This window comes from Acaryochloris marina MBIC11017 (genome assembly GCF_000018105.1).
In the GTDB taxonomy this organism is placed as follows: Bacteria; Cyanobacteriota; Cyanobacteriia; order Thermosynechococcales; family Thermosynechococcaceae; genus Acaryochloris; species Acaryochloris marina.
Genome location: NC_009926.1, coordinates 179,393 through 201,827 on the forward strand (window position 1 = coordinate 179,393; position 22,435 = coordinate 201,827).

The following is a 22,435-nucleotide window of genomic DNA, read 5'->3' on the forward strand; positions in this document are numbered from 1 at the left end:
AATAATTTCTATTAGCCGAGTGAGTGCATCGTATCGGTAAAGCGAGATAAAAACCTTTGTAAAAAAGACTTTTTTTTCTTTGTGAAACTGACAAACTGGGCATTGCTAAGGTCGCCGACCCAGTTGATAAGCTTTAGGGCTAATCGCAAACTGCTGTCTGAAAGCAGTACTAAAAGCCTCAGGATTCCGATAACCAACTGTAGCAGCGACCTTAGCAATGCTCAGATTGGGATTGTGGAGAAGAGCTTGGGCTTGCTGCAGACGATACTGCTTTAAATAGCCAAAAACAGTGGTGCCAAACAGATGTCGAAAACCCTGATTGAGCCTGTGTTCGCTAAGACCTACTTGTTGCGCAAATTCTGTGAGGGAGGGCGGCTGCTGGGCTTGCTGTACTAAAGTCTCTTTGGCCCAGTGGAGTTGTTCTATTTCATCGATATCCAGGTTGGTGGTCTGACGTGAGTTATACTGCCAAGTTGATAATTGGAGGGTTAGCAGCTCAAGTACTTTGCTTTCTAGATAAAGTTGCTGCATTAGCCCTGTATAGGGACAATGAAAGATTTTCTGAATCTGTTGCTGGATTGAGTCAGTAATGCGTCCAAGGGGCTGATGAAACCGATGAGTTCTATCACCTGCCAGTAAAGACTGTATTGGTTTTGGAAGAGCTGAATGTCCGTGATCCAGTCCATTGAAGTAGTCAGGATCAATGGAGATTATGACTACTTTTAGAGCCTGACTGGCAAACCACTCTTCAATTTCAGTGTGGTTTGGGAGGTGATAAAGGTAGTGATGTCCTGCCAGTTCTTGATAGTCACAATCGATGTCCGTTGCATCTAGCGTCTGTACTCGTGAGGTTCCCGATAGGTAGAATTTAGCGACTAGCGGAAATGTTGTCTCATGTTGGCGAATGACCCTCAAAGGCTGATTTAACCGACCGTGAAGAACAGCAATTTCGAGCCCCTGGCGAAGTTGCATGACTCGTTCGCCTGCCTGCCCAAACTGTATCGGCAAGTTGCTTTGCACCCCATACTCAAGCAGTTGGTAAATTGTCTCGCCCTTATTCTCTGCTTGCTCCATCAGGTCCGTCAAATCAGCTTGGGTAAGGGTAAGCGCCATATTAGTTAATGCCCTACTTGTAAGTAAGAATAATTCTCATCAATTTTTAAACTTAGCAGACCTCTAAAGTGATTTACAAGGAATGTTGATCCACTCCCACCGCTGAAGCAGGTGGGATTCGGGACTCAAGCAGCCATAGCCGTCTGAGACGGTCTAACATCGCCGACTGCCAGAGACAGAGATCCTGCCTCTTTGATGTTGTTGGCTGCGTTGCCATCACGGTCATTGACCGTCTGACAACTGGGACAGCGCCAGCGCCTAACGTCCAAGGGCAACGACTCCAGCACATACTTGCAGTGGTTACACGTCTTGCTCGACGGATACCACTGATCCACATAGCCCAAGGTCTTGCCCTTTTTGAAGGCAACGAACTCTAGAATTTGCAGGAATTCACGGAAGGCCAGATCGTTAACTTTACGACCCCATAGTCGCTGCATTCCCTTCAAATTCAAGGTCTCAAAAAACAGGTGGTCATACTGGTCTGTGAGCTGATGAGCCAGCTTCCAAAACCAGTCTGTCCGCTTGTTCTTGATGGCTTCATGGATACGAGCATAGTGCTTTCTAGCTTGTTCACGACCCTTGGAACCTTTCTGCTTACGAGAAAGGTGGCGATTGGCCAGTTTGGTCTGATTGATCCCTTATTACAAGACAAGGAAATAGGTGAGTGAGAAGGGTCTTGTGTGAATCTGCGTGGACCGCAATTAAAAAGGATAAAGAGTTAAGGGAATCTTTTGAGAGGCTTTATCCTAAAACTGGAAAGAAGAAAGCAATCGTAGCAGTAGCCCGTAAATTAGTAGGTCGAATACGTGCTGCTTTTCGTCAAAAAACTATTTACCAAATGAGTACTATTAGTTAACTAAAAAAGTATCACTAAGGAAAAGGTTGAGAGACAATAGAAAGATTTATCAACACATTCTGGCTTTGTAACCACGATGAAATGTCGGTGTGTATTGGATATCAATATCCACGTGTATATTGTTTGCGGTGCAAAGTTTTTAGGACGAATAAGGAAAGAGTGGCACAGCTAAGGCAGTGACTACGAATGACTGACAGTTGCAAATCTATCGACTAATCTTTCAGCGTAAATTATCCCGATAAAAAATCAGAGAACTCGTACCATGGAATTTATTATGACTCTCCTTAGAAGTTAAAGGAGAAAATTTCTTTTGGATACTCTTGACAACTCATCACGACTGACTTTTTACATTTGCTAACCAACCAGATATGTTTCACCTAGGAATAGTAAATTCGTGATACTCATCCAACAATCACAAAATAGATAATTTACAGATTAAGTGTAGATGAACTTTGTGATTGTAGAGGAGTCACCTAAGTTTTCCCCTCTCCCAGTGAGCTTTAATACTGCACTTTCCCGTGTCCAATAAAGGTTTTGGGCTTACTCCGAATGTGGATCCCCGGAGAGAAAGCTTCAAGCTTCCAATATTTCTAACTGCAAGAAAATTTAACTTCACTCATATGATACAGGAATCACAAGCACTCGAAAAATGTAGGAAATTGTCACCGATCGATTTGATGGAGGATATTCAATCAGCATGTGGACATGATCTTTACTGACCACGCCTTTTAGTATGCGGATATCCTCTGCATCGCATATCTGGATGAGCAACTCACGGCATCAGTTTTGCACTTCGCCTTTGAGCACCTGATAACGATACTTGGTGACCCATACAACATGAACAGTTAAGCGGGTGACGGTATGATTCCCACGAAGATTCTCGACCATAGACTTCTGGATGCTGCTGCTCTATCCTGCATAAGAGCTGTGTAGCAATTAAAGTCTCGCACTGAAAGTGCGTAGTTTCGGACTAGCGTGTTTAGGACAATGAAAAACCTGTCAACTATAAAAGTGAGACAAATATGAAATTACTGAATTATTATTAATACTATTTATTGATTTTTTTATGATCTTGATTCAGCAAAATAATGCTATTATCGTTCCAAACGAAGGGGAGTAGCTTTAGTCGAACAAGGCCCATCGTCTGAGTCAACATACTGGTGTTAAGCCTGGTTCAGACGGCAATTTAGAATTTTCTAGTTTGCAAGCGAGACCTTCATTAAGTCCACAACAAGAGTGGGCTTGATGGGGTCTTTGGAAATACCTATCATGCCTGCTCATGCAATACAGTACTGGAGCAGCAAATGAGCCTCTTGCCTGGATTTACAGCCGGATTGTTACTAATTACGCTTTCAGAATTGGGTGACAAAACTTTTTTTATCGGTGCCATTCTAGCGATGCGTCACCCACGACGCTGGGTTTATGGGGGAGTAACCGTCGCTCTGGCTACAATGACGGCCTTGTCGGTCTGGATTGGGCAGGTAGCAACAGTCTTTCCTCAGCAGTATGTTAAAGGAATATCGGTGGTCTTGTTTCTTGGCTTTGGCCTCAAGCTGCTCAACGACGCGATGCGAATGTCCGGCAATGAGAGGATGATTCATGAGCAAGCTGATGCATTAGAGGCTATCCAATGTCGGGAGCAGGGCGTTACTGCTTGTCCAGGCAGAGCGGTATGGATGGAAGCGTTTACTTTGACCTTTGTGGCGGAGTGGGGGGATCGGACCCAGGTCGCGACGATTACTTTAGCAACCGCCCAAAATCCTTATGGTGTCTTTTTGGGAGCTGTTTTGGGTCATGCTATTTGTGCCGCAATTGCAGTCGTCTGTGGAAAATTGATTGCCGGACAGATTTCAGAGCGTTTACTCACTGCCATAGGTGGTGTTTTATTTCTGATATTCGGCATCGTCGTTATCCAGCAGATGACCTGATCCGCAACGCTGAGGGATACTGAGAATGAGAATTCCTTAAATTCAAAACCGTAATTTTTTGTTCGAATGACCCCGCTGGTCCTACTTAGTAAAACGCGGCAATAATGGAGAATAAGTCTTAAAGCAACCCCGATCGCTGCCAAAATCCATGGCAATTACAAGATCCAGCGTTGTTGGAAGATCAATCGGCTGATGGCCGGAGATGGGGGAGCAGCTGTCTCTATCTGCACAGGTACACCCAACTGTTTTGTCGCTCAAAGATTGGCTTCTCCTAGAGAGCTAAAGACTCTACCAGGGCAGCCATACAAATTTTGAGTGACCTTGGCCACCATTGGCCCCCACAGGGCAATGAGCTTAGCGGAATCGGGGACCATAGCCACACCAGCACAATATTCAGAAATCAATGGCTTATGTTTTTTGGTCCAATCAATGCCCTCTTTGCGGATTTGCTTGGCTTCAGGTGATTTCCCTTGTTTCTCTGCCGCTTCAGCATTATCCCGCTGCAGCACTAAGGAAACGGTTCTTCCTTCGCCAACCATTCCTCGAAGCAGGCATAGAATTGCGCCATCTCTTCAGGCGTGCCAAGTCCTCGAAAACGAGTTGAGACAAGGGGCCAGCGGCTATCATCAATAGTGAGCATAATCCATCACAAAGTTAGGGTGGGCTATGGCTAAACGGTTGTTTCTAGAATCAAACAAGCATTGCGTAAGGGCGGTAATTTACTCAGCCAAGGGACCCGACGAAAAAGCCGATGCGATGCGGATATCGACAGTTTGCTTGAATCAAGGATTGAACACTTGTGAGGGACAATCCCATCGCTGCGATGTCCTGTTCATTTTTGATAAACCAGTTCAAGGGGGCACCGAGTTGAGCCAACTGTTTGGCTCCTTTGCTATTTGAAGTACCACCCAATGCATCAAATACAAGCGTTGCACCTGGAAGTCGGTGGCGAAGTTGATCAATTAAGTGCTGTACTTGGTTTTCTTCGAAATACATCAGCAATCCTTCTGCAATGATCAGCAGATTTTCAGGATTTCCAGGTAATTCGTCCATCCAAGTGAAATCCAGTGCAGATTGAGCGAGGAATCGATGGTGGTCAGTTTCTGTATCTAGCTGGCGTCGAAGGGTGGTTATTTCGGGTAAATCTAACTCTAGCCAATAGCGGTAGCCTTGTCCCACGCGATAGTAGCGGGTTGACAACCCTGCTCCCAGCTCAATGGTGATCGCTTCCTGATGACTGGCTAGATACCGTTGGGTAACTTGGTCGAATAGATGAGCGCGTACAGCCCAAGTGAGTTGCGCTAGTGAACCACTATAGAAGATATCTAATTCAGGATCCCATTGGAGCAAAGACCACTATTCCATTATTTTTGGGTCATGAAAGATGGCATCAGAACGTTGGTGCTCTTCAACACGAGCACGAGTGGTCATCAGCATCGTACGGGGAACGCCCGTCAGTTTAGACTCAGATGGGCTGATCATTATTCCTCTCCTACAGCGTAGAGGTCTAGTTATCGAAAAATAGATGGACTCTCCCTTTGAGTTCAAGGATATAAATTATTGAAAATCTTTCTCAACTGTGTATGCACAATTATAAATGACCTACTGTGAATCTGTTGTACGCCAAACGGTTCTTTTCTAATAGGAACTGAAAATCGACGCAATAGATCCTGGATCAGTGGCATATTTGGGCTAAATGGGCATTGTTAAATCTGTGCCCGATTGTACCCACCATAGCCTGGCGTAGACTCCATCAAGGGCCAGTAATTCAGAATGAATACCCTGTTCTATAATCTGTCCACCATCTATTACATAGATACAGTCAGCATTACGAATCGTTGAGAGTCGATGGGCAATTACAATGGTTTTCCGATTTTGTGTAATCTTGGCTAATGATTTCTGAATAGCCGCTTCCATTTCGTTATCCATGGCTGAGGTGGCTTCGTCCAGAATCAAAATCGGTGGGCCTTTGAGAATGGCACGGGCAATGGCAATTCGCTGTCGCTGTCCTCCAGAAAGCTTCTGTCCGCGTTCTCCGACGATGATGTCATAGCTGCTTGATGAACTCATGGATTTCCGCTAACTAAGCAGCCAGAATAATCTGTTCATGGGTTGAGCTAAAACTTCCATAGCCAATATTTTCGGTGATGGTGCCATGAAATAAAAAGATATCTTGACTGACCTATCCGATGCATCGTCGTAGATAACAAAGGTCGAGTTCACGGATGTCCATACCGTCAATCAAAATGGGATCTTGTCCGCTTTTGATACTGGTGGCGAAATACTCCTTAACGCATGAAAGGGGCATTTTTATAACTACATACAATGAGCTGTAATCAATTCTAGTGGGGGCATTTAGGCGATTTCTAGGAAAGACCTCACATACTTCTGACCACAGAATGTAATAGTGATGCATTGAATCTAACTCTGAGCATGCGTGACCAATTAACCTGGAATCAACTTGAAGATCTGAAATTTGCCTCCTCGAAAATGACAGGAGCCCGCCGCCGGGCTTTCCAGGCAGACATCGCCCTCAAATACTGTGACGGGAACCCCAATCTCACAGAAATTATCTTTGGCTGGGGTCGAAATACGGTGGCAACAGGTTTAGGTGAGAAGCGAACAGGCATGATTTGTGTGGGTGCTCAGTCGGGTTTCTGTGGCAGGAAACGTTGGGAAGACCTTCACCCAGAGGTCGCAACCGCCTTACGGGAGCTTGCAGAAGCCCATTGCCAACAAGACCCCACCTTTTCCAGCTCAACTGCCTATACCCGCTTAACAGCGGCTGCCGCTATCACCCACTTGAGAGCGCAAGGATTTCCCCCCAAGTCTGTACCGGCAAAGAGTACCATGGCCGTCGTCTTGAATCGGTTAGGCTATCGACTCCGCCGTGTCCTCAAAGCTAAACCCCCAAAAAACTGCCGGAAACCGATGCCATCTTTGCCAATCTCAAACACAAAGACCTGAAAGACCATGACGGTACCGTCAAACGATTGAGCATCGATTGCAAAGCCACCGTTGAACTAGGGGAGTCCTCTCGTCGGGGCAAGACTCGAACCCAAACGAAAGCCTGTGATCACGATATGGGGAGTGGGCCAAAATATATTCCCTGCGGCATCCTAGAGGAGGACACCGATACGTTACACATCATCTTTGGCCATTCTCACAAAACGAGCGATTTTATGGTCGATAATCTCCAGGATTGGTGGAACACCCTGGCCCCCACCGAACAGCAAACCCTGCAGCTCATCCAGATCAAGTTGGATAACGGTCCTGAGAATAGTGGGGTACGCACTCAGTTCCTCAATCGACTGGTGGCATTTAGCGATCACATCGGCACCGCTATTCAACTCCTGTACTATCCGCCTTATCACAGCAAGTACAACCCCATTGAGCGATGTTGGGGGATTTTGGAGCAACACTGGAACGGAACCTTATTAACCGATGTTGATACCCTGTTGGGATGGGCTAGCACCATGACTTGGAAGGGGAATCACCCCGTTGTAACTGTGACACAGAAGATTTATGAAACAGGAATTTCGCTTACTAAACAAGCAATGAAAGGCATTGAGAAACGATTGGAGAGACATCCTCAGTTACCCAAGTGGGACATCCTAATTCATCCAATTTAGTACGGGGCTTCTTTTCAGGAAATCACCTTACATGTCACTTCATCTGCAAGCTCAATATGTTGTACCAGCTGAAACTAACAAAATTGCTCATGCCGTTTTCCCAAAAGGAAACCTATGCATTACGATGGCCAATGCACTGAGTGACTTTCTTAGCGATCAGGATTTCAAAGATTTCTTTGGGGTTCGGGGGTAACCAGCTGAATCCCCTTGGCGACTTGCGTTAGTGAGTATCCTACAGTTTCTCGAAGGCTTAACGGACCGCCAGGCTGCTGATGCGGTACGCAGTCGCATCGACTGGAAGTACCTACTGTGCTTGGACTTGAGTGATGTGGGCTTTAACCACTCTGTGCTCAGTGAATTCCGAACCCGCTTAGTTACAGCAGGAGTCGAATCTCTTATCTTTGAAAAGCTCCTACAGTTTTGCCAGGAACGAGGGTGGCTAAAACCTCGCAGTCGCCAACGAACGGACTCAACCCATGTATTGGCTGCTATTCGCGCAGTGACTCGCCTAGAGTGTGCTGGAGAAACATTACGAGCGGCATTAAATGCCTTGGCTGTCGCCGCTCCTGATTGGCTGATCGCCCATAGCCAACCAGAGTGGGCAGACCGCTACAGTGAGCGAATTGAAGATAATCACCTGCCCAAGTCCAAAAGCCAGAGAATCAAGCAAGCAGAACTCTACGGGAAAGACGGGCTAGAGCTGCTAAATGCAGTGCTTGCTGGCAACAGCCCAAGGTGGTTACGTCAAATTCTGGCAGTGGAAATTTTGCGAAAAGTCTGGGTTCAACAATACTACTGCTGTGAGCTCAGCATCATCTGGCGCACACAACAAGAAGCCCCTCCTGCCTCAGTGATGATTAGTTCTCCTTACGAACCTGATGCCCATTATGCTAAGAAACACACAACTTCCTGGGTAGGCTACAAAGCCCATTTGAGTGAGACCTGTGAACCGGGCGAACTACACCTGATTACGAATGTTGAAACAACAGCAGCACCAGTTGATGGGGATATGACGGACTCTATTCATACTTCACTTGCGAACAACACATTGCTCTCCAGCAAACACATTGTTGATACTGGCTATCTTGATGTTGAACTTTTAGTCACCGCCCAAGAGCAATATCAGGTCGATTTACTGGGGCCAACCCGAACCAACCTTCGGTGGCAGGCGAAGGAAGCCAAAGGATTTGCAGCTGACGACTTTAAGGTAAATTGGCAAAACCAATCACTGACTTGTCCTGAAGGAAAATCGAGTGTCTCTTGGACACCTGCTATTGATGGTCGAAACAATGAGGTGGTCAAGATTAAATTTGCCGCTTCTGATTGCTCGGTTTTTCCAAGCCTACATATATGCACTCGCAGTCAACGACAGCGTCGGGCAGTGACCCTTCGCCCGGAAGCACAGTACAAGGCACTACAGCAGGCTCGACAACGAGAACCAACGTCTGAATATCAACAAGATTGATCCACTCCCACCGCTAAAGCAGGTGGGAGTGGATCAATGCTATTGTGACCGGAGTCAAGGACTCTTTTACTTGGGGATAGTGGGACAAACTCCACTAAGAGAGAAGGCTCTCCACTCATTGGGGAGATTGATTAATCCCCAAACATTTGACTTGCTACATCGCGCTGCTATTGGAAAGCCTATACGATAGTGTGAGTAGATTTATTCAACTTCATCTAATTGAGCTTTTCAAGGCTGGGCTACTTAATAAATATTTCTTATAGGTATTGGAAAAATATGTCTGGGACCCTGATTAGATATTGCTCTCAGGGATCTTGAGACACAAATTTGTGAGAGAGGTTCATGAAAACGATAGAATTTCCACTTTATCTAGACTCCTCCCAGCAGGTAAAAGTTACTGATTGGATGGACATACTCAAACATGTTTACAATCGCGGCATTGCTCTTCTTGAGTGGAGGCAGTTTTACAACCGACTACAAAAAGTGAGAGAGGTTGACCCAGAATACAATATCCCGGTTCAACTAAACGTCAACCGGTTAGGGGGAGAGTGGTCTATGTCCTGTGAATGCAGGATAAAGACTCGTCTCGACAAGAGCAAATCCTGGGACGAAGCGAATATCGAACATCGGCCTGCTTGTACTCTCGTCAAGCCCCACTGGCTCACTGTGCCTCTAATAGCTGGTTTTAGCCCTGTAGACTTGCGTAAGTCTTTTGCCCGCAAACGCTACAAAAACTTGGGGGATATACCCCAAGTCTACGTTAACGACTTTATTGGCCTAGTGGTCTTCAAAGCTTGGGCGAACTACTTAGACCAAACTCGACCTGAAATTAAACGACCTCGTTATAAAGGAAAGTATGCGCGTGTCAATACAATTCCGTGTGAATCCTTCCGTTCTCTAGTTAAAATCGATTTTGCGACTGATCATCTGCAACTTCCAGGGTTAGGTTGGATTAGTGTTCCTGCCCTTTCTACCCGATTGAAGAGTGTGATGGATAGACAGCGGTTACATATGGAGCAGCATCCTGACCATTACCCTGAACTAGCAAAGAAGCTGATTGAAAGGAATGCATTGTTAAGGGTGGCTCACTGGTTAGAACAAGGTGTGCCGATGCCCGAGGAAGTTTTTGGGGATATTAAAAAAGCTATAAAACACGCTGAACATGCTATCGAAAAAACTGGCAACGTCTCATTCGCAATTACAAAGTTACGAGAGTTGGCCATTAAGCGTGAGTTAAATCAGGCAATTAATGACCTATGCACTCCTGGGGTATTTAGGATTTGCCGGAAGGCGGATAAATTTTACCTACAAATCACGGTGCGCTCAGTTGTCAATCAAGGCAATCCTAGACCAGAACCCATTGGTTTGGATATGGGATTGAATCTGCTATGTCACACAACCAATGGAGTGAAAGTCAAACATCCAGACTTATCGCAGTTGACCAACAAGATCAATCGTCTAAAGCAGAAGCAATCAAAGATGAAACTAGGCTCTCAGAACTGGCATCGAATCCAGAAGAAAATTAGCTTAGCTGAGCAAAGGAAAACAAGAGCAAAGAGGAGCAGACAGCACTATATTGCAGGTTGGTTAGTGGATGCCAATCAGAACATGGCGATAAAAAAATTCAGTCATAAAGATGTTGTTGCTCGACCATTACCGCGACCAAGTAAGAAGACTGAGCAATATTTGAAGAATGGAAGAGAAGAACAGCGGATCATTAATAATCAAGTCAGAGAAGCTGCTTTAGGCCAGTTTACTAGTTTTATCCAGTTAAAAGCTGCTGATAGAGAGAATCACGTGATAGAATTCATAGAGTGTGACTCTAGTGCCACACCAAATGAAATTTTGGAAACATCAAGTTTCCACTCCGGTGGTCCACAATCGGAGAAAGCCCAAAACCTACAACGGACACGGGAAGGTGGGAGGGTAACCACCACCACGCGAGAGGAAAGTGAAAGCAACTCCTCAACAACACGTAGATTGAAGCAAGCCCCCTTGCTTGTAAATCCAGCCCAAAGCCCCAAGCCTTTCAAGCGTTTACGGCGTATGCCACAAGCAGAACGCAAAGTTCTATAGTTGCTTACTTCCTGATTTGTTCGTGGACAAGTCATTTCCAGTACCTGTGAAGACCAAATCACGTGATTAGAGTGAGCTGGTGTTTCGCATCGGCTCTCCTTTGAGGGTGACTCAAATAGAATCAGGAACAATCCGGTCAAGAATAGCGTCATCTAGAGTCGGTTCATCAATCTTTTGATGCCATTGGGATTGGGTTGCAAACAAACAGGAGGCTCGTCGGTACCGCTCATCTAGGAAGTCGAGTATTTCTCTCGCATCATGGGTACTGAGAGGGTCTCTCAACCATTCATCCAAAACCACCAACTCAAAGGCTGCTAGTTGTTTGCGCAGTTTCAGGAATGAGCAATCCACTTTGGCCATCTTGAGTTGACCAATCAACTCTGCCGTTTTGAAATAGCGCACTCTCACTCCCTGTCTACACAGGTGTTCTGAAAGGACGCAACTGAGAAAGGTTTTACCCACGCCCGTCGGTCCGATGATCATCTTGAGATGCTTGGTCAACCATTGCCCTTGCGCCCATTGGAGAAAGTGAGCCTTCTGTAACCCCCGCTTGACCTGAAAATCGACATCATCCAGGGCTGCATTCGTAAACAACTGAGCCTGTTTGAGCCGCCGTGCATACGCTGATTTTGTCGCCTGAGATATTCACTCTCGACCAGGAGGGCCAAGCGTTCATCAAAAGAGAGATCTTGATAAGTGGGTTGGGCTTGTTGCTGTTGCCATACCTCCAGCAAGCCATTGAGCAGGAGACTTTGGAGTTGTAGGGCAAGCGCTTTGGCGTAGAGCCTTCATTTAAGGGCGATTCAATTGCAATATATAGGACTGAGTTGTTCTTTTCTCGATGAAAAGGACTTCACCATCTCTCGTTCAAGCAGCGTTCACTTATTGGCATGGATCAAAACCGGGTCACAGTGTCAGGAACGAGCAAGGTAATCTGAAAACTTGATGTCACTTCCCTTAATTGATCCTCACGTATGATTTCAACTCCTGCAATTGCAGCCACTCTTCCGCCAAAGATCCGCAAAGATATCGGTATTTAGGCACTATCAAGATCCATTCCCATTGCTCGTATTACTAGAGAGAATCAAACCAGTCGCAAGTTCGTCTATGGGTAGAAAGCAATTGCCCCACAAGCGTTAGATGAATCCTTTCTCGCCGAAAAAGGAGATGACGAGGTACTGTTCTATCTGCCGATCACCAAAACTTGGATGTTCCAACTAATTCTGGCTTTGGTGTTGATCTGCTATCCTTCCTATCGAGGGGTCGTGGAATCATTGCATGAATTATTTGATTGGTCCATCAGTATATGAAGCGTCTATAATCTTCCGCAAGCTGTTGCATGCTTTTGTACATGAGTCCCTAACAACTGATCAATAATCTTAACGATGCCAATCTCATCGACTATACCTGCAATGATGCCGAGATGATTAATATTCTGAAAGCCGATCTCTTGAGTTGAAGACATGACCTACCTCTGAGGGACAACCGCAAAAATATCCCCTCATGTCAATCACCTGCGGAATGTAGGCTAGATTTTGAATCGAAATGGCATACTGCATATCCAATCTAGGTTTCAAGGAAATCTTAAGTCGAACTAATCTACTAACCAAGTGAATATTTTGTGCATATACAAAATGGCAGTAAATCGCAGTTTCGTTTGTTTGGGGCCAACCTCTGTCTAAGCTTAACTGGCCCAATTGGCACCGAACTTTATTTTGAGGAACTCGAACAACAAATGCTGACAGATAACTTATACAAATAAATTGATGTTCTCTCCTTCCCCCAAATTGAATCACTGGATTAAAGCTATTACGGTTAGGTCCAACGCGGGTTTGAGGCTATTTTGCTTTCACTATGCTGGTGGAAATGCTTTTGTCTTTCGAAATTGGGCCAATCAGGTACTAGACGGGGTGGATGTGTATGCCGTTGAACTCCCAGGTCATGGTACACGACTGGCAGAACCGCCTTGCAATCGCATGGAATGCCTAATCCAAGACCTGAAAGCGGCTCTAATGCCTTATCTAAAACCACCTTTCGCCTTTTTTGGTCACAGCATGGGGGCATTGATCAGTTACGAATTAGCCCAGGCTCTGAGGAAAGAAGATTTGTCCCCGCTGCATCTGTTTGTATCAGGCTATCGCGCCCCTCACGTTCCCGATGATGAGCCTCCGATTCACACCTTACCGACAGCCGATTTTCTCAATGCCCTACGTTGCTATAATGGCACCCCAGAAGCCATTCTGCAAAACTCTGAGCTAATGGAACTTTTGCTGCCCACCCTCCGAGCCGACTTTGCGCTGCTGGAAGCCTATCAGTATCGGTCTCGTCCACTCTTGGACTGCCCAATTACAGCGTTTGGAGGTGCAGAAGACTGGAAAGCCTCCGCAGAAGAGATCAAAGCCTGGCGTAGCCATACCCAATCCAAATTTTTGTTCTACCGATTTCCTGGCGATCATTTTTTCGTCCATTCAGCTCAATCCTCGCTGCTGCAGGTACTCAATGCAGCGTTGCAAGATTTAGTCGGAGTATGACAATGCCTCAATCGAGAAAGTCTCGACCAGCAAGGGATTCATCAATAGAGGCCCCGTTATAACGAGTAACTCAGGGCTGTTTCAAGTTCCTAAGAGGAAACCTGAAACTACTATTCTTGCGGGGTATTAACTTAAGCCGGGCAACCTTATCCCTCAAGGATCTTAAATTAGTGATTTCATAGCCTAAACTGCCGGATGTTCCAGCGTTTTTTAGCTTGCAGTCATCTCTCTAAGTGTCTCGGTTTATGCTGGTAGACCAATATTTTTCATTTGAGTCTCTTCATTGTGACCGCTCAATGGGGATCACAATGAAGAGACTCTGCACTGAAAGTACAGAGGTTATTTATCGACTGAAAGTCCGATTCTTCTCAGGACTAAAGTCCTGATTCACTCCAGCATCAACGTATCTACATCGTTATTGGACACGGGACGGTGATGCTCCAAATATTCTTCTACCATTTGCTCACTGATATTGCCCTTACTCCAGGCACCATAGCCTATCGACCACAAATTTTTCTCCCAATATCGCTTCTCTAACTCTTGATACTCCTGCGGAAGACATCTTGATGTTCGTCCTTTCAAACGCTTCACTATGTCACCGATCGATTTGATGAGGATATTCAATCAGCATGTGGACATGATCTTTACTGATCACGCCTTTTTGTATGCGGATATCCTCTGCATCGCATATCTGGATGAGCAACTCACGGCATCAGTTTTGCACTTCACCTTTGGGCACCTGATAACGATACTTGGTAACCCATCTGAGATGTTGCACCAAGGGTCCTGACTATGAGAAAAGGGCGTGCAGTTATATAGAAACAAGCATGCCAAAACACATCCTTGCCCACGCCCAAGGGCTAGTCTACACCTTGCTCCATCTGATGCCGAGCCCCTATCAGCAAGAGACCTTACAAGCCTTATTGGAGTTGTTTTTAGAAGCAACCGGTCAATCTTTACCCGCTCACAGCAAAGTGAAATCCGCCAGTGCCATCAGTCGATTTCTCAATCAGTATCAATGGCCCACTCGCCAAGTGATTCGTGCGGTACGTCAAGCAGCCATTGAACGACTATTGAAGGTCAGGATGCCAGGACGTCAGCCCTACTTACAAGTGATTCTAGACCTAACTACCCTAGAGAAAACAGGCAAGTTCAAAGCCATGCCGGGTTTGATACGGGTGTATCACGGCAAACGAGGACTGCATCTGGTCGTGATGTATCTAGTCGTGGGGAAATGGCGTATACCTTGGAACTTTAGGGTCTATCGAGGGAAAGACACGCCTTCTCCTGCTCAATTGGGACTACAGTTGCTTCGGCGATTACCCCATTCCTTAAAGGAGCGATTTCAGATATTGGTGCTAGCCGATACAGCCTTTGGCAGCATTGAATTTTTAGAAGGAACGAAACACCTGGAATATTCCACTATCGTTGGTGTTCGTAAAGACCGAAAACAGCAAGCGGGTGGACCCATTTCTCAACTATCTCATCGGGGACAGCAGGCGCGCTTGGTCGGTTTGAGTTTTCCGGTTTGGGTGTCTTGGTTTTGGCTGAAACGAGAGAATGGCAAACGAGAACTTCGGTATGTGCTTTCCACAAAGCCTTTGAAGGGTAGCACGATTACCAGATGGGGGAGACGACGATGGCAAATTGAAGGATGGTTCAAGACAGCCAAGCATCGGTTTAGCTTAGATCGGTTTGCCCAAGGGACACTGACGGGAGTGTATCGATGGTTGGTATTGTCGATGATTGCCTATTTGTTAGCTCATTGGGCCTATCTCACCACTGCTAGGTCAAGGTTACCGGAATGGGGGCAAGCTGCTCGACTAGCGATGGAGTTATGGTTCCCCCATCTACTGGTGATGACGTTGATTGCGGATGTCGAACAACTCAGACCTCGCATGCAGCAACTGGGGCTGGACCTCCATTTATCTTGGTGCAAGATATGAGCCATACAACATGAACAGTTAAGCGGGTGACGGTATGATTCCCACGAAGATTCTCGACCATAGACTTCTGGATGCTGCTGCTCTATCCTGCATAAGAGCTGTATAGCAATTAAAGTCTCGCACTGAAAGTGCGTAGTTTCGGACTAGCGTGTTTAGGATAATGAAGAGACTCTTTCTTAGACTCCTGGAATTATCAAACTCTGCAAGTCCTCTGGCTTTGCCAGAGATTTACCAGGAATTAATTAGGTTGATTGGGTAGTAACCTTTTCAGCCTCAAAATACTTCCTATTCAAACAGATCGGTTGGTTATTGTAATAAGTCTAGTGTATAACTTAACTTAATAAGAATGACTTGCAATTAACTGGAGTGCATTTGCAATGACAGTGAGCATTTCTTCGCCCTGTGACACGTATACGCTGACTTCAGCAGAATTGATTGAGTTACTTCAACAGGCTCAAAAAGAGGGTGAATCAATCTTCTGGGAAACAGAGCTGCATGAGCAATTCAATCTTCCTAAAGTATTGGGAGATGGGGGTGATCGCGTCATTAAGCTACGAGGTGGGTTAACTCTTCATATTCGTAATGCAACTCTGCACCAAAATCTTCGAATGGTGCAGCAGCACACCTCCCAGTTTCCCTTAACAGCAAAGTTTTATCTATCGGGATCTTCTAGGGTTCAAACCCGCGGTTTTTCAGGCATTCAAGCTGAATATGAAGAACGAGCCAATAGTCACTATCTCTACTACCTGCCGGATATGATCGAAGTCGAAGAATGGCAGGCCAAAGAGCCTACGCAAATCGTCATGGTTTATGCAGAAACGGACTATTTTCATGCATTTCAGTGGGCGGATAGTACTCTACCAGAACCATTACAGTTTCTCAAACAAGCGAGCTTGAAACCAGTTGCCGATCTACGATTTCACCAAAACCTTGGCAATGTTACCCCAGCTATGTATCAGGTGCTCCAGCAAATTCTTCACTGTCCGTATCATGGCGTGATAGAGCAGCTTTATCTTGAAAGCAAAGCGTTAGAACTTTTGACCCTACAGTTTGCCCATTGGCAAGCGAATGGAGTCATTTCTGAGCAAAAGCTGACTAAAAAGGTGCTACTGCGCTCAGAAGATTTAGGGCGACTTCATCATGCCAAAGAAATTCTAATTGAACGGTTAGTTGAGCCTCCATCACTTGTAAAATTGGCTCGCGAGGTGGGGCTGAACGATCGCAAGCTCAAACAGGGTTTTCGTCAACTGTTTGGGACAACTGTCTTTGGGTACTTGCAAGACTACCGGATGCAGCAGGCTAAGCAGTTACTCCATGACTCAGACTTATCGATCGCTTGGGTTGCCAAAACTGTAGGCTACAAAAATCCAGAGGCTTTCAGTACGGCCTTCCGACGAAAATTTGACATCAGCCCCAAAGGATATCAGTTAAGCCAACGAAATTATATGCACGGTTGAAGGTGTAAGCTCGGTGTCTTCGCAGAAAGTCCGGTTGGCAAAGGAAAAAGTCCGGCTTGCAAAGAAAAGCCAAGCGTCTGTCCCCTATGATTTGCAAAGAAGTATTTGAGAATTATTCTTATTTGCTTTGCTGCCACCGAAAAGATGTGAGGAAGTTGCTCTATTCGCTACAGGGTTAGCAATGGGCAACGCTCCTCATTGCTAGCTCCTTTTGAACCACATGATGTTCATCCCGCTGCTCTACGTTGGAGTCGTCGTATGACGAATCAAGCCGTTGGTATCCGTTCCCTTGCCGTAAAGTTTCCGAGTGTAATTCACACTCCAGAAGCTTGGGGTGAGGCATTTCCTGAGTTGGCAGCTCAGGCCCAGGCAAGAGTCCGGTTGCCGAGAAAACCTCAACCTGGCATTGATCAGGATGCGGAATCGGACTTGGCGACTTGGTCACAGGAAGTTGCACCTTATCTCAGCGATCCGTTTCGCGGCAATGTCGAGCGACGCAGGTTGGCAGTGCAGGAGTCGCCGCGAGCGATCGAATGTCAGGCTGCTCAGGATGCCATAGCGGCGGCAGGTCTTCAGCCTGATGATATTGAGTTGATGATTGCCAGTACGCTCTTTTCAGAATCGATGGGCATAGGTAATGCCCCAGCTTTGGCTCAGCAATTGGGGTTGCGCTGTCCTGCCTGGACGCTGGAATCGACCTGCTCCAGTGCATTGGTCGCCCTGCAAACGGTGCGATCGCTAGTGCAGGCTGGCGAGTATCGCACTGTGCTCGTCATCGTTTCCCACTTTGGATCGCGAGTTGTAGATCCGGCTGATACTCTGTCGTGGGCGATGGGAGATGGTGCAGGGTCGTTCATCGTTACGGCACAGCCCGATCAGCAGGGGGTTCTCGCGACTCATGTGATGAGTACCACTGACACCTGTGGCGCATATGCCTACGAATTTGTAACCAACGATCAGGGAATGCCCCAACTGCGAATGCGTACTGGCGAGAGTGCGGGGGCGATCGCTGAAACAGCCGTTGCCAGTGTCCGCACTTGCTGCGAAAGTGCTGCGGCAAAAGCAGGGATTAGTCTGGATCAAATTAGCCTGTTTGCGTTCAACACGCCGACGGCTTGGTATGCCAGCGTCTGCACCCGCGCCTTAGCCATCCCGCCGGAACGAGTGATGAATCTCTATCCGCGTTACGCCAATATTGGCCCGGTGCTGGCAGTGGCCAATCTGTATCATGCGGCTGAGTCCGGTCGGTTATACCAAGATGATTTGGTGCTGGTCTACACCCACGGGGCTGGTGCAACAGCCGCGGCAACAGTAATGCGTTGGGGCGAGGTGGCGCTGGGGCCAAAACCCACTGCCCCCAGCCGCGTTACGCCAGAGCAGGAAACAGTGCGACTGGCTTCATCGTTAACGTCTCTGCCCGTTACCGCATCAGACATGGAAACGGTGGCACCCATACTTACGTTGTCTAGGGCGATGGTGCAGGCGGCGGTGTCAAAAGACCGACTGCAACTGGTAGAAACCTATCTGCTGGACTGGATCAGGCGATCTCTCCCGGCTCTGGCACCATCGCTCAGCCCTGATCAGCCATTGGCGACAGTGTTGGATTCGCTGATGGGGCTCACGTTCAAAAGCCAGATTGAAGTGGATCTTCAGGTGCGAGTGCCAATGGAGCAGTTCTTCGGCGAACACACGATCGCCCACCTCGCAGAATACATCTTAAATCAGCTAGAACTGTCGGTCTTACGGGCGTTGCCGTCTGATCCTCACGCTGAGACCTGTGCTGACAGCCGAGAAACCTTACGTTTGTGATTGTGATATGGAGCTACATTCGCTACTCACCACACTTTCAAAGCAAGGCATCAAGCTTTCAACTTGTGAAGGTTTGCTGGAAGTCGATGCGCCGCAAGGAGTGATGACTTCAGACTTGCGTCATGCCTTGAGTCAGCATAAGGCTGAGATTGTACGGTTGCTCAATCAACTGCCGGCGGCGGGGGAGGTAAATGGCTCTGCGACAGAACTGCCGACGTTGGTGTCTGATCCCAGCCAGCGCTATGCACCCTTTCCCCTGACCGACATGCAGTACGCCTTTTGGGTCGGTCGTAGCGGGGTGCTGGAACTGGGAACGGTAGCAAATCACGGTTATTACGAGATCGATGGACAAAACATAGAGCTAGAGCGGCTGAATCAGGCACTGCAAATTCTGATCGATCGCCATGATATGCTGCGAGCGATTATTCTGCCGGATGGACGGCAACAGGTGCTGGAAACGCTGCCGCCCTACCAGATGCCCCTGGTTGACCTGCGGGGCCAGAGCGATGATGCGGTTCACAGCGCCTTAGCAGAAATTCGCGATCGCTTGTCCCATCAGGTTGTGCCCGCTGACCAGTGGCCGCTGTTTGAGTTTTCCGCCACGCAGTTGGATGGGGGACGGGTGCGGCTGCATATTAGCTACGATTTGCAGGTGTTTGATGCCTGGAGTCTGTTTCGACTGTTTGATGAATGGGTGCAACTCTACAAAACGCCGGATGTACCATTGCCACCGCTGGAGCTGACCTTTCGGGACTATGTGCTGGCCGAGCAGGCGTTACAGAAAACGGAGCTGTATCTGAGATCGCAAACCTACTGGCTAAATCGGCTCGACAGCCTGCCTCCTGCCCCCGACCTGCCGTTAGCTCGACATCCCAAGGAGCTGAAGCAGCATCGTGCCCATCGCCATGAAGATCACCTCCAGCGCAGCGACTGGCAGCAGCTCAAACAGCGGGCAATGCAGGCTGGGATCACTCCATCCGGGCTGTTGCTAGCTGCCTTTGCTGATGTCATCTCTCTGTGGAGTCAGAGTCCTCGGTTCACGATTAATCTGGCCCTATTTAATCGCTTACCTCTGCATCCCCAGGTGAACGATCTGCTGGGAGACTTTACGTCAGTCACGCTTCTGGCGGTTGATCAGTCTGTCCCTGCTTCCTTTACCGAGCGAGCCGCGCGGCTACAGCAGCAGCTCTGGCAAGACTTAGAACACCGCTACTTCAGTGGAGTGCGAGTGGTACGAGAGTTGGCGCGACGACGGGGGACAGCCCCCAGCGTTATGCCGATTATCTTCACCAGCACCCTGGGCTTTCGCTCCTTGGGACAGGAAACCCTCACCTTCAGCCACTTTGGTGAGCGGGTTTATGGCATCAGTCAGGCATCACAAGCCTGGATGGATATGCAGGTCTGGGAAGAGAACGAAGAACTGACCTTTAATTGGGATGTGGTGGATGGCCTGTTTCCAGACGGGCTGATTGACGATATGTTTTCCGCATATGGACGATGGCTGCGGCACCTGGCTCGCTCAGCATCTAGTTGGACAGAATCGGGGCAACCATTGAAGCGATCCTCCTACGGAGGGGTTTCACGAACGCTCCTACCTCCGGACCAACAAACGCAGCGAGCGTTGATGAACGCAACTGATGCTCCCATTTCAGACGCGCTGCTGCACGAACTCTTCGCGACTCAGGTACGCCTGCGACCCCAGGCTCCGGCAGTAATTACCTTGCAGCAGACGCTGACCTATCAGGATCTCTTCGCCCGCGCCAATCAGCTTGAATATCACTTGCGTCAGATGGGGGTGACTCCTAATCAACTGGTAGCAATCGCAATGGACAAGGGTTGGGAGCAGGTGGTAGCTGTCATGGGTGTGCTGATGGCTGGAGCTGCCTACGTTCCCCTCGATCCGCACTTACCACAGAGCCGATTGGAGGCTCTTTTGGACAACAGCGAGGCGGCCATCGTCCTCACCCAAACTCGCTGGCTAGAACAGCAAGTTTGGCCGGATAGGGTTCACTGCCTATGTGTCGATGATTGGAGCCGTGACGGTTCTGATTTTGGATTTTCGATCTTAGATTTTCGATCTAAATCAGATGGTGTTGATGTTAATTTTGATTTGGCGCAGGTAGATCAATCAAAGCAATCGGAGCACCTGGAACCGCTGTCCTCAGTGCAAACGGCTGATGATCTGGCCTATGTGATTTATACCTCTGGATCGACGGGCACGCCCAAAGGGGTGATGATCAGCCATCGTAATGTGGTCAACGTGATCACCCATACTAATCAGCGTTTTCAGGTGGGGGAACAGGATCGGATGCTGGCGCTGACCGCACTCAACCATGACCTGTCGGTTTACGACATCTTTGGTCTGCTCAGTGCTGGGGGGGCGATTGTGATGCCGGATGTCGAAGCGGTGAAAGATCCGAGCCACTGGCTAACCCTGATGGCTCGCGAACGGGTGACGCTGTGGAACTCGGTGCCTGCCTTTATGGAGATGCTGATCGATGAGGCCGAAGCCCAGGCAATCAATCCCCTAGATTCTCTACGGTTGACGATTTTAGGGGGAGATTGGTTACCGTTGTCGCTGCCAGATCGGCTGCGGGCGATCGCTCCCAATACCCAAATTTTCAGCATTGGCGGGCCGACAGAGACAACCATTTGGAATATTGGCTATCTGATCGATACCGTTGATCCCAACTGGGCGAGCATCCCGTATGGACAGCCGTTAGCGAATTCCAAGTACTATATCTTGAACGAAATCCTAGAGGACTGCCCGATCTGGGTGCCAGGGCAGATGTATTGCGCTGGGGTGCAGCTTGCCAAGGGTTACTGGCGGGATAAGGAAAAGACAAATCACCAATTTATCACGCATCCGTATACTGGCGAACGGCTTTACGCCACAGGGGATTTAGGCCGCTATCGCCCCAATGGCACCATAGAAATCTTGGGTCGTATTGATTTCCAAATTAAGCTGCGGGGGCTGCGAATCGAAGCGGGTGAAGTTGAAGCCGCACTGCTCCAGCATCCAGCCGTGCAAGCGGCAGTGGTAGGCGGCATCGGCGATCACCATCCAGAACGGCTAGTGGCCTATGTGGTGCCCCAGTCCACCGCTCCCTCGCTGGAGGAACTGCGGGATTTTCTGGCTCAGAAGCTCCCCTCTCACATGGTGCCCTCGGCGTTTGTCTTCCTAGAGACACTGCCGCTGTCTGCCAATGGCAAAGTCGATCGTAAAGCCCTACAAGCGCAAGCGATCTCCGTTCAGTCTGTAAATACGGCCTATGTAGCTCCGCAAAATCAATTGGAAACCGCGATCTCAACTATTTTTCAAACCATTCTAGACATCCCAAACGTGGGGATTCACGACAATTTCTTTGACCTGGGGGGCAATTCGTTGCTGCTAGCCAAGGTGTATCGGGCCCTGGTGGAGGAGTTGCCTGAAGAAACGCGGTCGATTTCGCTGATTGATCTATTCCGCTATTCCTCTGTGCAGGCGATCGCTCAGCGGCTGAGCCAGACAACGCCTGACCTTGAACTAGAAAGCCAGATGGTGTCCAGAAATCAACAGTTAGCACAGGGGAAAAATCGTCTAAAAACCCGCTTGGAAAAGTCAAGAAATCTCCGGTAGAGG

12 protein-coding genes and 8 pseudogenes are annotated in these 22,435 nt (G+C 47.9%); 9 read left to right on the plus strand and 11 right to left on the minus strand.

All coding sequences use genetic code 11. The features are described 5' to 3' along the window. Nucleotides 1-105: 105 nt before the first annotated feature. The 3 genes and pseudogenes from AM1_RS29650 to tnpA (AM1_RS39010) all read right to left on the minus strand — a co-directional run. Nucleotides 106-1,113, minus strand: coding sequence for a helix-turn-helix transcriptional regulator (locus AM1_RS29650; protein WP_012166699.1), 1,008 nt, complete (start codon nucleotides 1,111-1,113; stop codon nucleotides 106-108). A gap of 125 nt (nucleotides 1,114-1,238) precedes the next feature. Continuing rightward, entirely contained in the window at nucleotides 1,239-1,748 is a 510-nt protein-coding gene (locus AM1_RS43425; RefSeq protein WP_148215999.1) for an RNA-guided endonuclease InsQ/TnpB family protein, read from the minus strand. 899 nt (nucleotides 1,749-2,647) lie between these two features. Next, nucleotides 2,648-2,857, minus strand: a pseudogene (tnpA, locus tag AM1_RS39010) (IS200/IS605 family transposase); the annotation flags it as partial. A 416-nt stretch (nucleotides 2,858-3,273) separates the two neighbouring features. Here tnpA (AM1_RS39010) and AM1_RS29665 point away from each other — a divergent pair. After that, nucleotides 3,274-3,897, plus strand: coding sequence for a TMEM165/GDT1 family protein (locus AM1_RS29665; RefSeq protein WP_012166702.1), 624 nt, complete (start codon nucleotides 3,274-3,276; stop codon nucleotides 3,895-3,897). A 254-nt stretch (nucleotides 3,898-4,151) separates the two neighbouring features. On the opposite strand, the gene AM1_RS29670 is transcribed toward AM1_RS29665, so the two are convergent. The 5 genes and pseudogenes from AM1_RS29670 to AM1_RS29680 form a co-directional block, all read right to left on the minus strand. Continuing rightward, nucleotides 4,152-4,436: a hypothetical protein gene (locus tag AM1_RS29670; RefSeq protein WP_041661141.1), complete on the minus strand. Its 285-nt coding sequence runs from the start codon at nucleotides 4,434-4,436 to the stop codon at nucleotides 4,152-4,154. Beyond that, a complete protein-coding gene (locus AM1_RS44080; protein ID WP_012166704.1) occupies nucleotides 4,406-4,537 on the minus strand; it encodes a hypothetical protein in 132 nt (43 codons plus the stop codon). Before AM1_RS44080 ends, AM1_RS29670 begins: the two co-directional genes overlap by 31 nt. Nucleotides 4,538-4,620: 83 nt before the next feature. Next, complete coding sequence (locus AM1_RS29675) at nucleotides 4,621-5,247, minus strand: class I SAM-dependent methyltransferase (RefSeq protein WP_012166705.1); 627 nt, start codon at nucleotides 5,245-5,247, stop codon at nucleotides 4,621-4,623. Between the two features lie 6 nt (nucleotides 5,248-5,253). Continuing rightward, nucleotides 5,254-5,379 carry a hypothetical protein gene (locus AM1_RS44085; protein WP_012166706.1) on the minus strand — a complete coding sequence of 42 codons (126 nt, stop codon included), beginning with the start codon at nucleotides 5,377-5,379 and terminating at the stop codon, nucleotides 5,254-5,256. Between the two features lie 210 nt (nucleotides 5,380-5,589). Then, a pseudogene (locus AM1_RS29680) lies at nucleotides 5,590-6,154 on the minus strand (ATP-binding cassette domain-containing protein); the annotation flags it as partial. Nucleotides 6,155-6,525: 371 nt separating this feature from the next. Here AM1_RS29680 and AM1_RS42470 point away from each other — a divergent pair. The 3 genes and pseudogenes from AM1_RS42470 (at nucleotide 6,526) to AM1_RS29700 (ending at nucleotide 11,070) form a co-directional block, all read left to right on the plus strand. Then, nucleotides 6,526-7,529: pseudogene (locus AM1_RS42470) on the plus strand (ISAzo13 family transposase). Nucleotides 7,530-7,560: 31 nt separating this feature from the next. Further along, a pseudogene (locus AM1_RS29695) lies at nucleotides 7,561-8,991 on the plus strand (IS1182 family transposase); the annotation flags it as partial. Nucleotides 8,992-9,336: 345 nt separating this feature from the next. Next, nucleotides 9,337-11,070, plus strand: a complete 1,734-nt coding sequence (locus AM1_RS29700; RefSeq protein ID WP_012166713.1) for a hypothetical protein — start codon at nucleotides 9,337-9,339, stop codon at nucleotides 11,068-11,070. Between the two features lie 180 nt (nucleotides 11,071-11,250). On the opposite strand, the pseudogene AM1_RS40135 reads toward AM1_RS29700, so the two are convergent. Then, nucleotides 11,251-11,804 (minus strand): annotated as a pseudogene (locus tag AM1_RS40135) (ATP-binding protein); the annotation flags it as partial. A gap of 623 nt (nucleotides 11,805-12,427) precedes the next feature. Then, nucleotides 12,428-12,535 (minus strand): annotated as a pseudogene (locus AM1_RS39020) (DUF4277 domain-containing protein); the annotation flags it as partial. Between the two features lie 301 nt (nucleotides 12,536-12,836). Here AM1_RS39020 and AM1_RS29710 point away from each other — a divergent pair. After that, the gene (locus tag AM1_RS29710) at nucleotides 12,837-13,601 is read left to right on the plus strand and encodes a thioesterase II family protein (protein ID WP_012166719.1); all 765 of its coding nucleotides are present in this window, start codon (nucleotides 12,837-12,839) and stop codon (nucleotides 13,599-13,601) included. 387 nt (nucleotides 13,602-13,988) lie between these two features. Here the strand turns inward: AM1_RS29710 and tnpA (AM1_RS40145) are convergent. Continuing rightward, nucleotides 13,989-14,382: pseudogene (gene tnpA, locus AM1_RS40145) on the minus strand (IS200/IS605 family transposase). Nucleotides 14,383-14,428: 46 nt separating this feature from the next. On the opposite strand from tnpA (AM1_RS40145), the pseudogene AM1_RS29725 reads away from it, so the two are divergent. The 4 genes and pseudogenes from AM1_RS29725 (at nucleotide 14,429) to AM1_RS29740 (ending at nucleotide 22,432) form a co-directional block, all read left to right on the plus strand. Next, nucleotides 14,429-15,561: pseudogene (locus AM1_RS29725) on the plus strand (transposase). Between the two features lie 363 nt (nucleotides 15,562-15,924). Next, nucleotides 15,925-17,004 (plus strand): helix-turn-helix transcriptional regulator, encoded by a 1,080-nt coding sequence (locus AM1_RS29730; protein WP_049783862.1) that lies wholly within the window; start codon nucleotides 15,925-15,927, stop codon nucleotides 17,002-17,004. Between the two features lie 258 nt (nucleotides 17,005-17,262). After that, entirely contained in the window at nucleotides 17,263-18,813 is a 1,551-nt protein-coding gene (locus tag AM1_RS29735; RefSeq protein WP_041661143.1) for a 3-oxoacyl-[acyl-carrier-protein] synthase III C-terminal domain-containing protein, read from the plus strand. A gap of 7 nt (nucleotides 18,814-18,820) precedes the next feature. Continuing rightward, the gene (locus AM1_RS29740) at nucleotides 18,821-22,432 is read left to right on the plus strand and encodes a non-ribosomal peptide synthetase (RefSeq protein ID WP_012166726.1); all 3,612 of its coding nucleotides are present in this window, start codon (nucleotides 18,821-18,823) and stop codon (nucleotides 22,430-22,432) included. The last annotated feature ends 3 nt before the right edge of the window (nucleotides 22,433-22,435 follow it).

Excerpts from the sequence above, each read along its gene's own strand:
- AM1_RS29650 (WP_012166699.1), bottom strand. The coding sequence starts at position 1,113 with ATGGCGCTTACCCTTACCCAAGCTGATTTGACGGACCTGATGGAGCAA.
- AM1_RS29665 (WP_012166702.1), top strand. The coding sequence starts at position 3,274 with ATGAGCCTCTTGCCTGGATTTACAGCCGGATTGTTACTAATTACGCTT.
- AM1_RS29670 (WP_041661141.1), bottom strand. The coding sequence starts at position 4,436 with ATGGTTGGCGAAGGAAGAACCGTTTCCTTAGTGCTGCAGCGGGATAAT.
- AM1_RS44080 (WP_012166704.1), bottom strand. The coding sequence starts at position 4,537 with ATGCTCACTATTGATGATAGCCGCTGGCCCCTTGTCTCAACTCGTTTT.
- AM1_RS44085 (WP_012166706.1), bottom strand. The coding sequence starts at position 5,379 with ATGATCAGCCCATCTGAGTCTAAACTGACGGGCGTTCCCCGTACGATG.
- AM1_RS29700 (WP_012166713.1), top strand. The coding sequence starts at position 9,337 with ATGAAAACGATAGAATTTCCACTTTATCTAGACTCCTCCCAGCAGGTA.
- AM1_RS29710 (WP_012166719.1), top strand. The coding sequence starts at position 12,837 with ATGTTCTCTCCTTCCCCCAAATTGAATCACTGGATTAAAGCTATTACG.
- AM1_RS29730 (WP_049783862.1), top strand. The coding sequence starts at position 15,925 with ATGACAGTGAGCATTTCTTCGCCCTGTGACACGTATACGCTGACTTCA.
- AM1_RS29735 (WP_041661143.1), top strand. The coding sequence starts at position 17,263 with ATGACGAATCAAGCCGTTGGTATCCGTTCCCTTGCCGTAAAGTTTCCG.
- AM1_RS29740 (WP_012166726.1), top strand. The coding sequence starts at position 18,821 with ATGGAGCTACATTCGCTACTCACCACACTTTCAAAGCAAGGCATCAAG.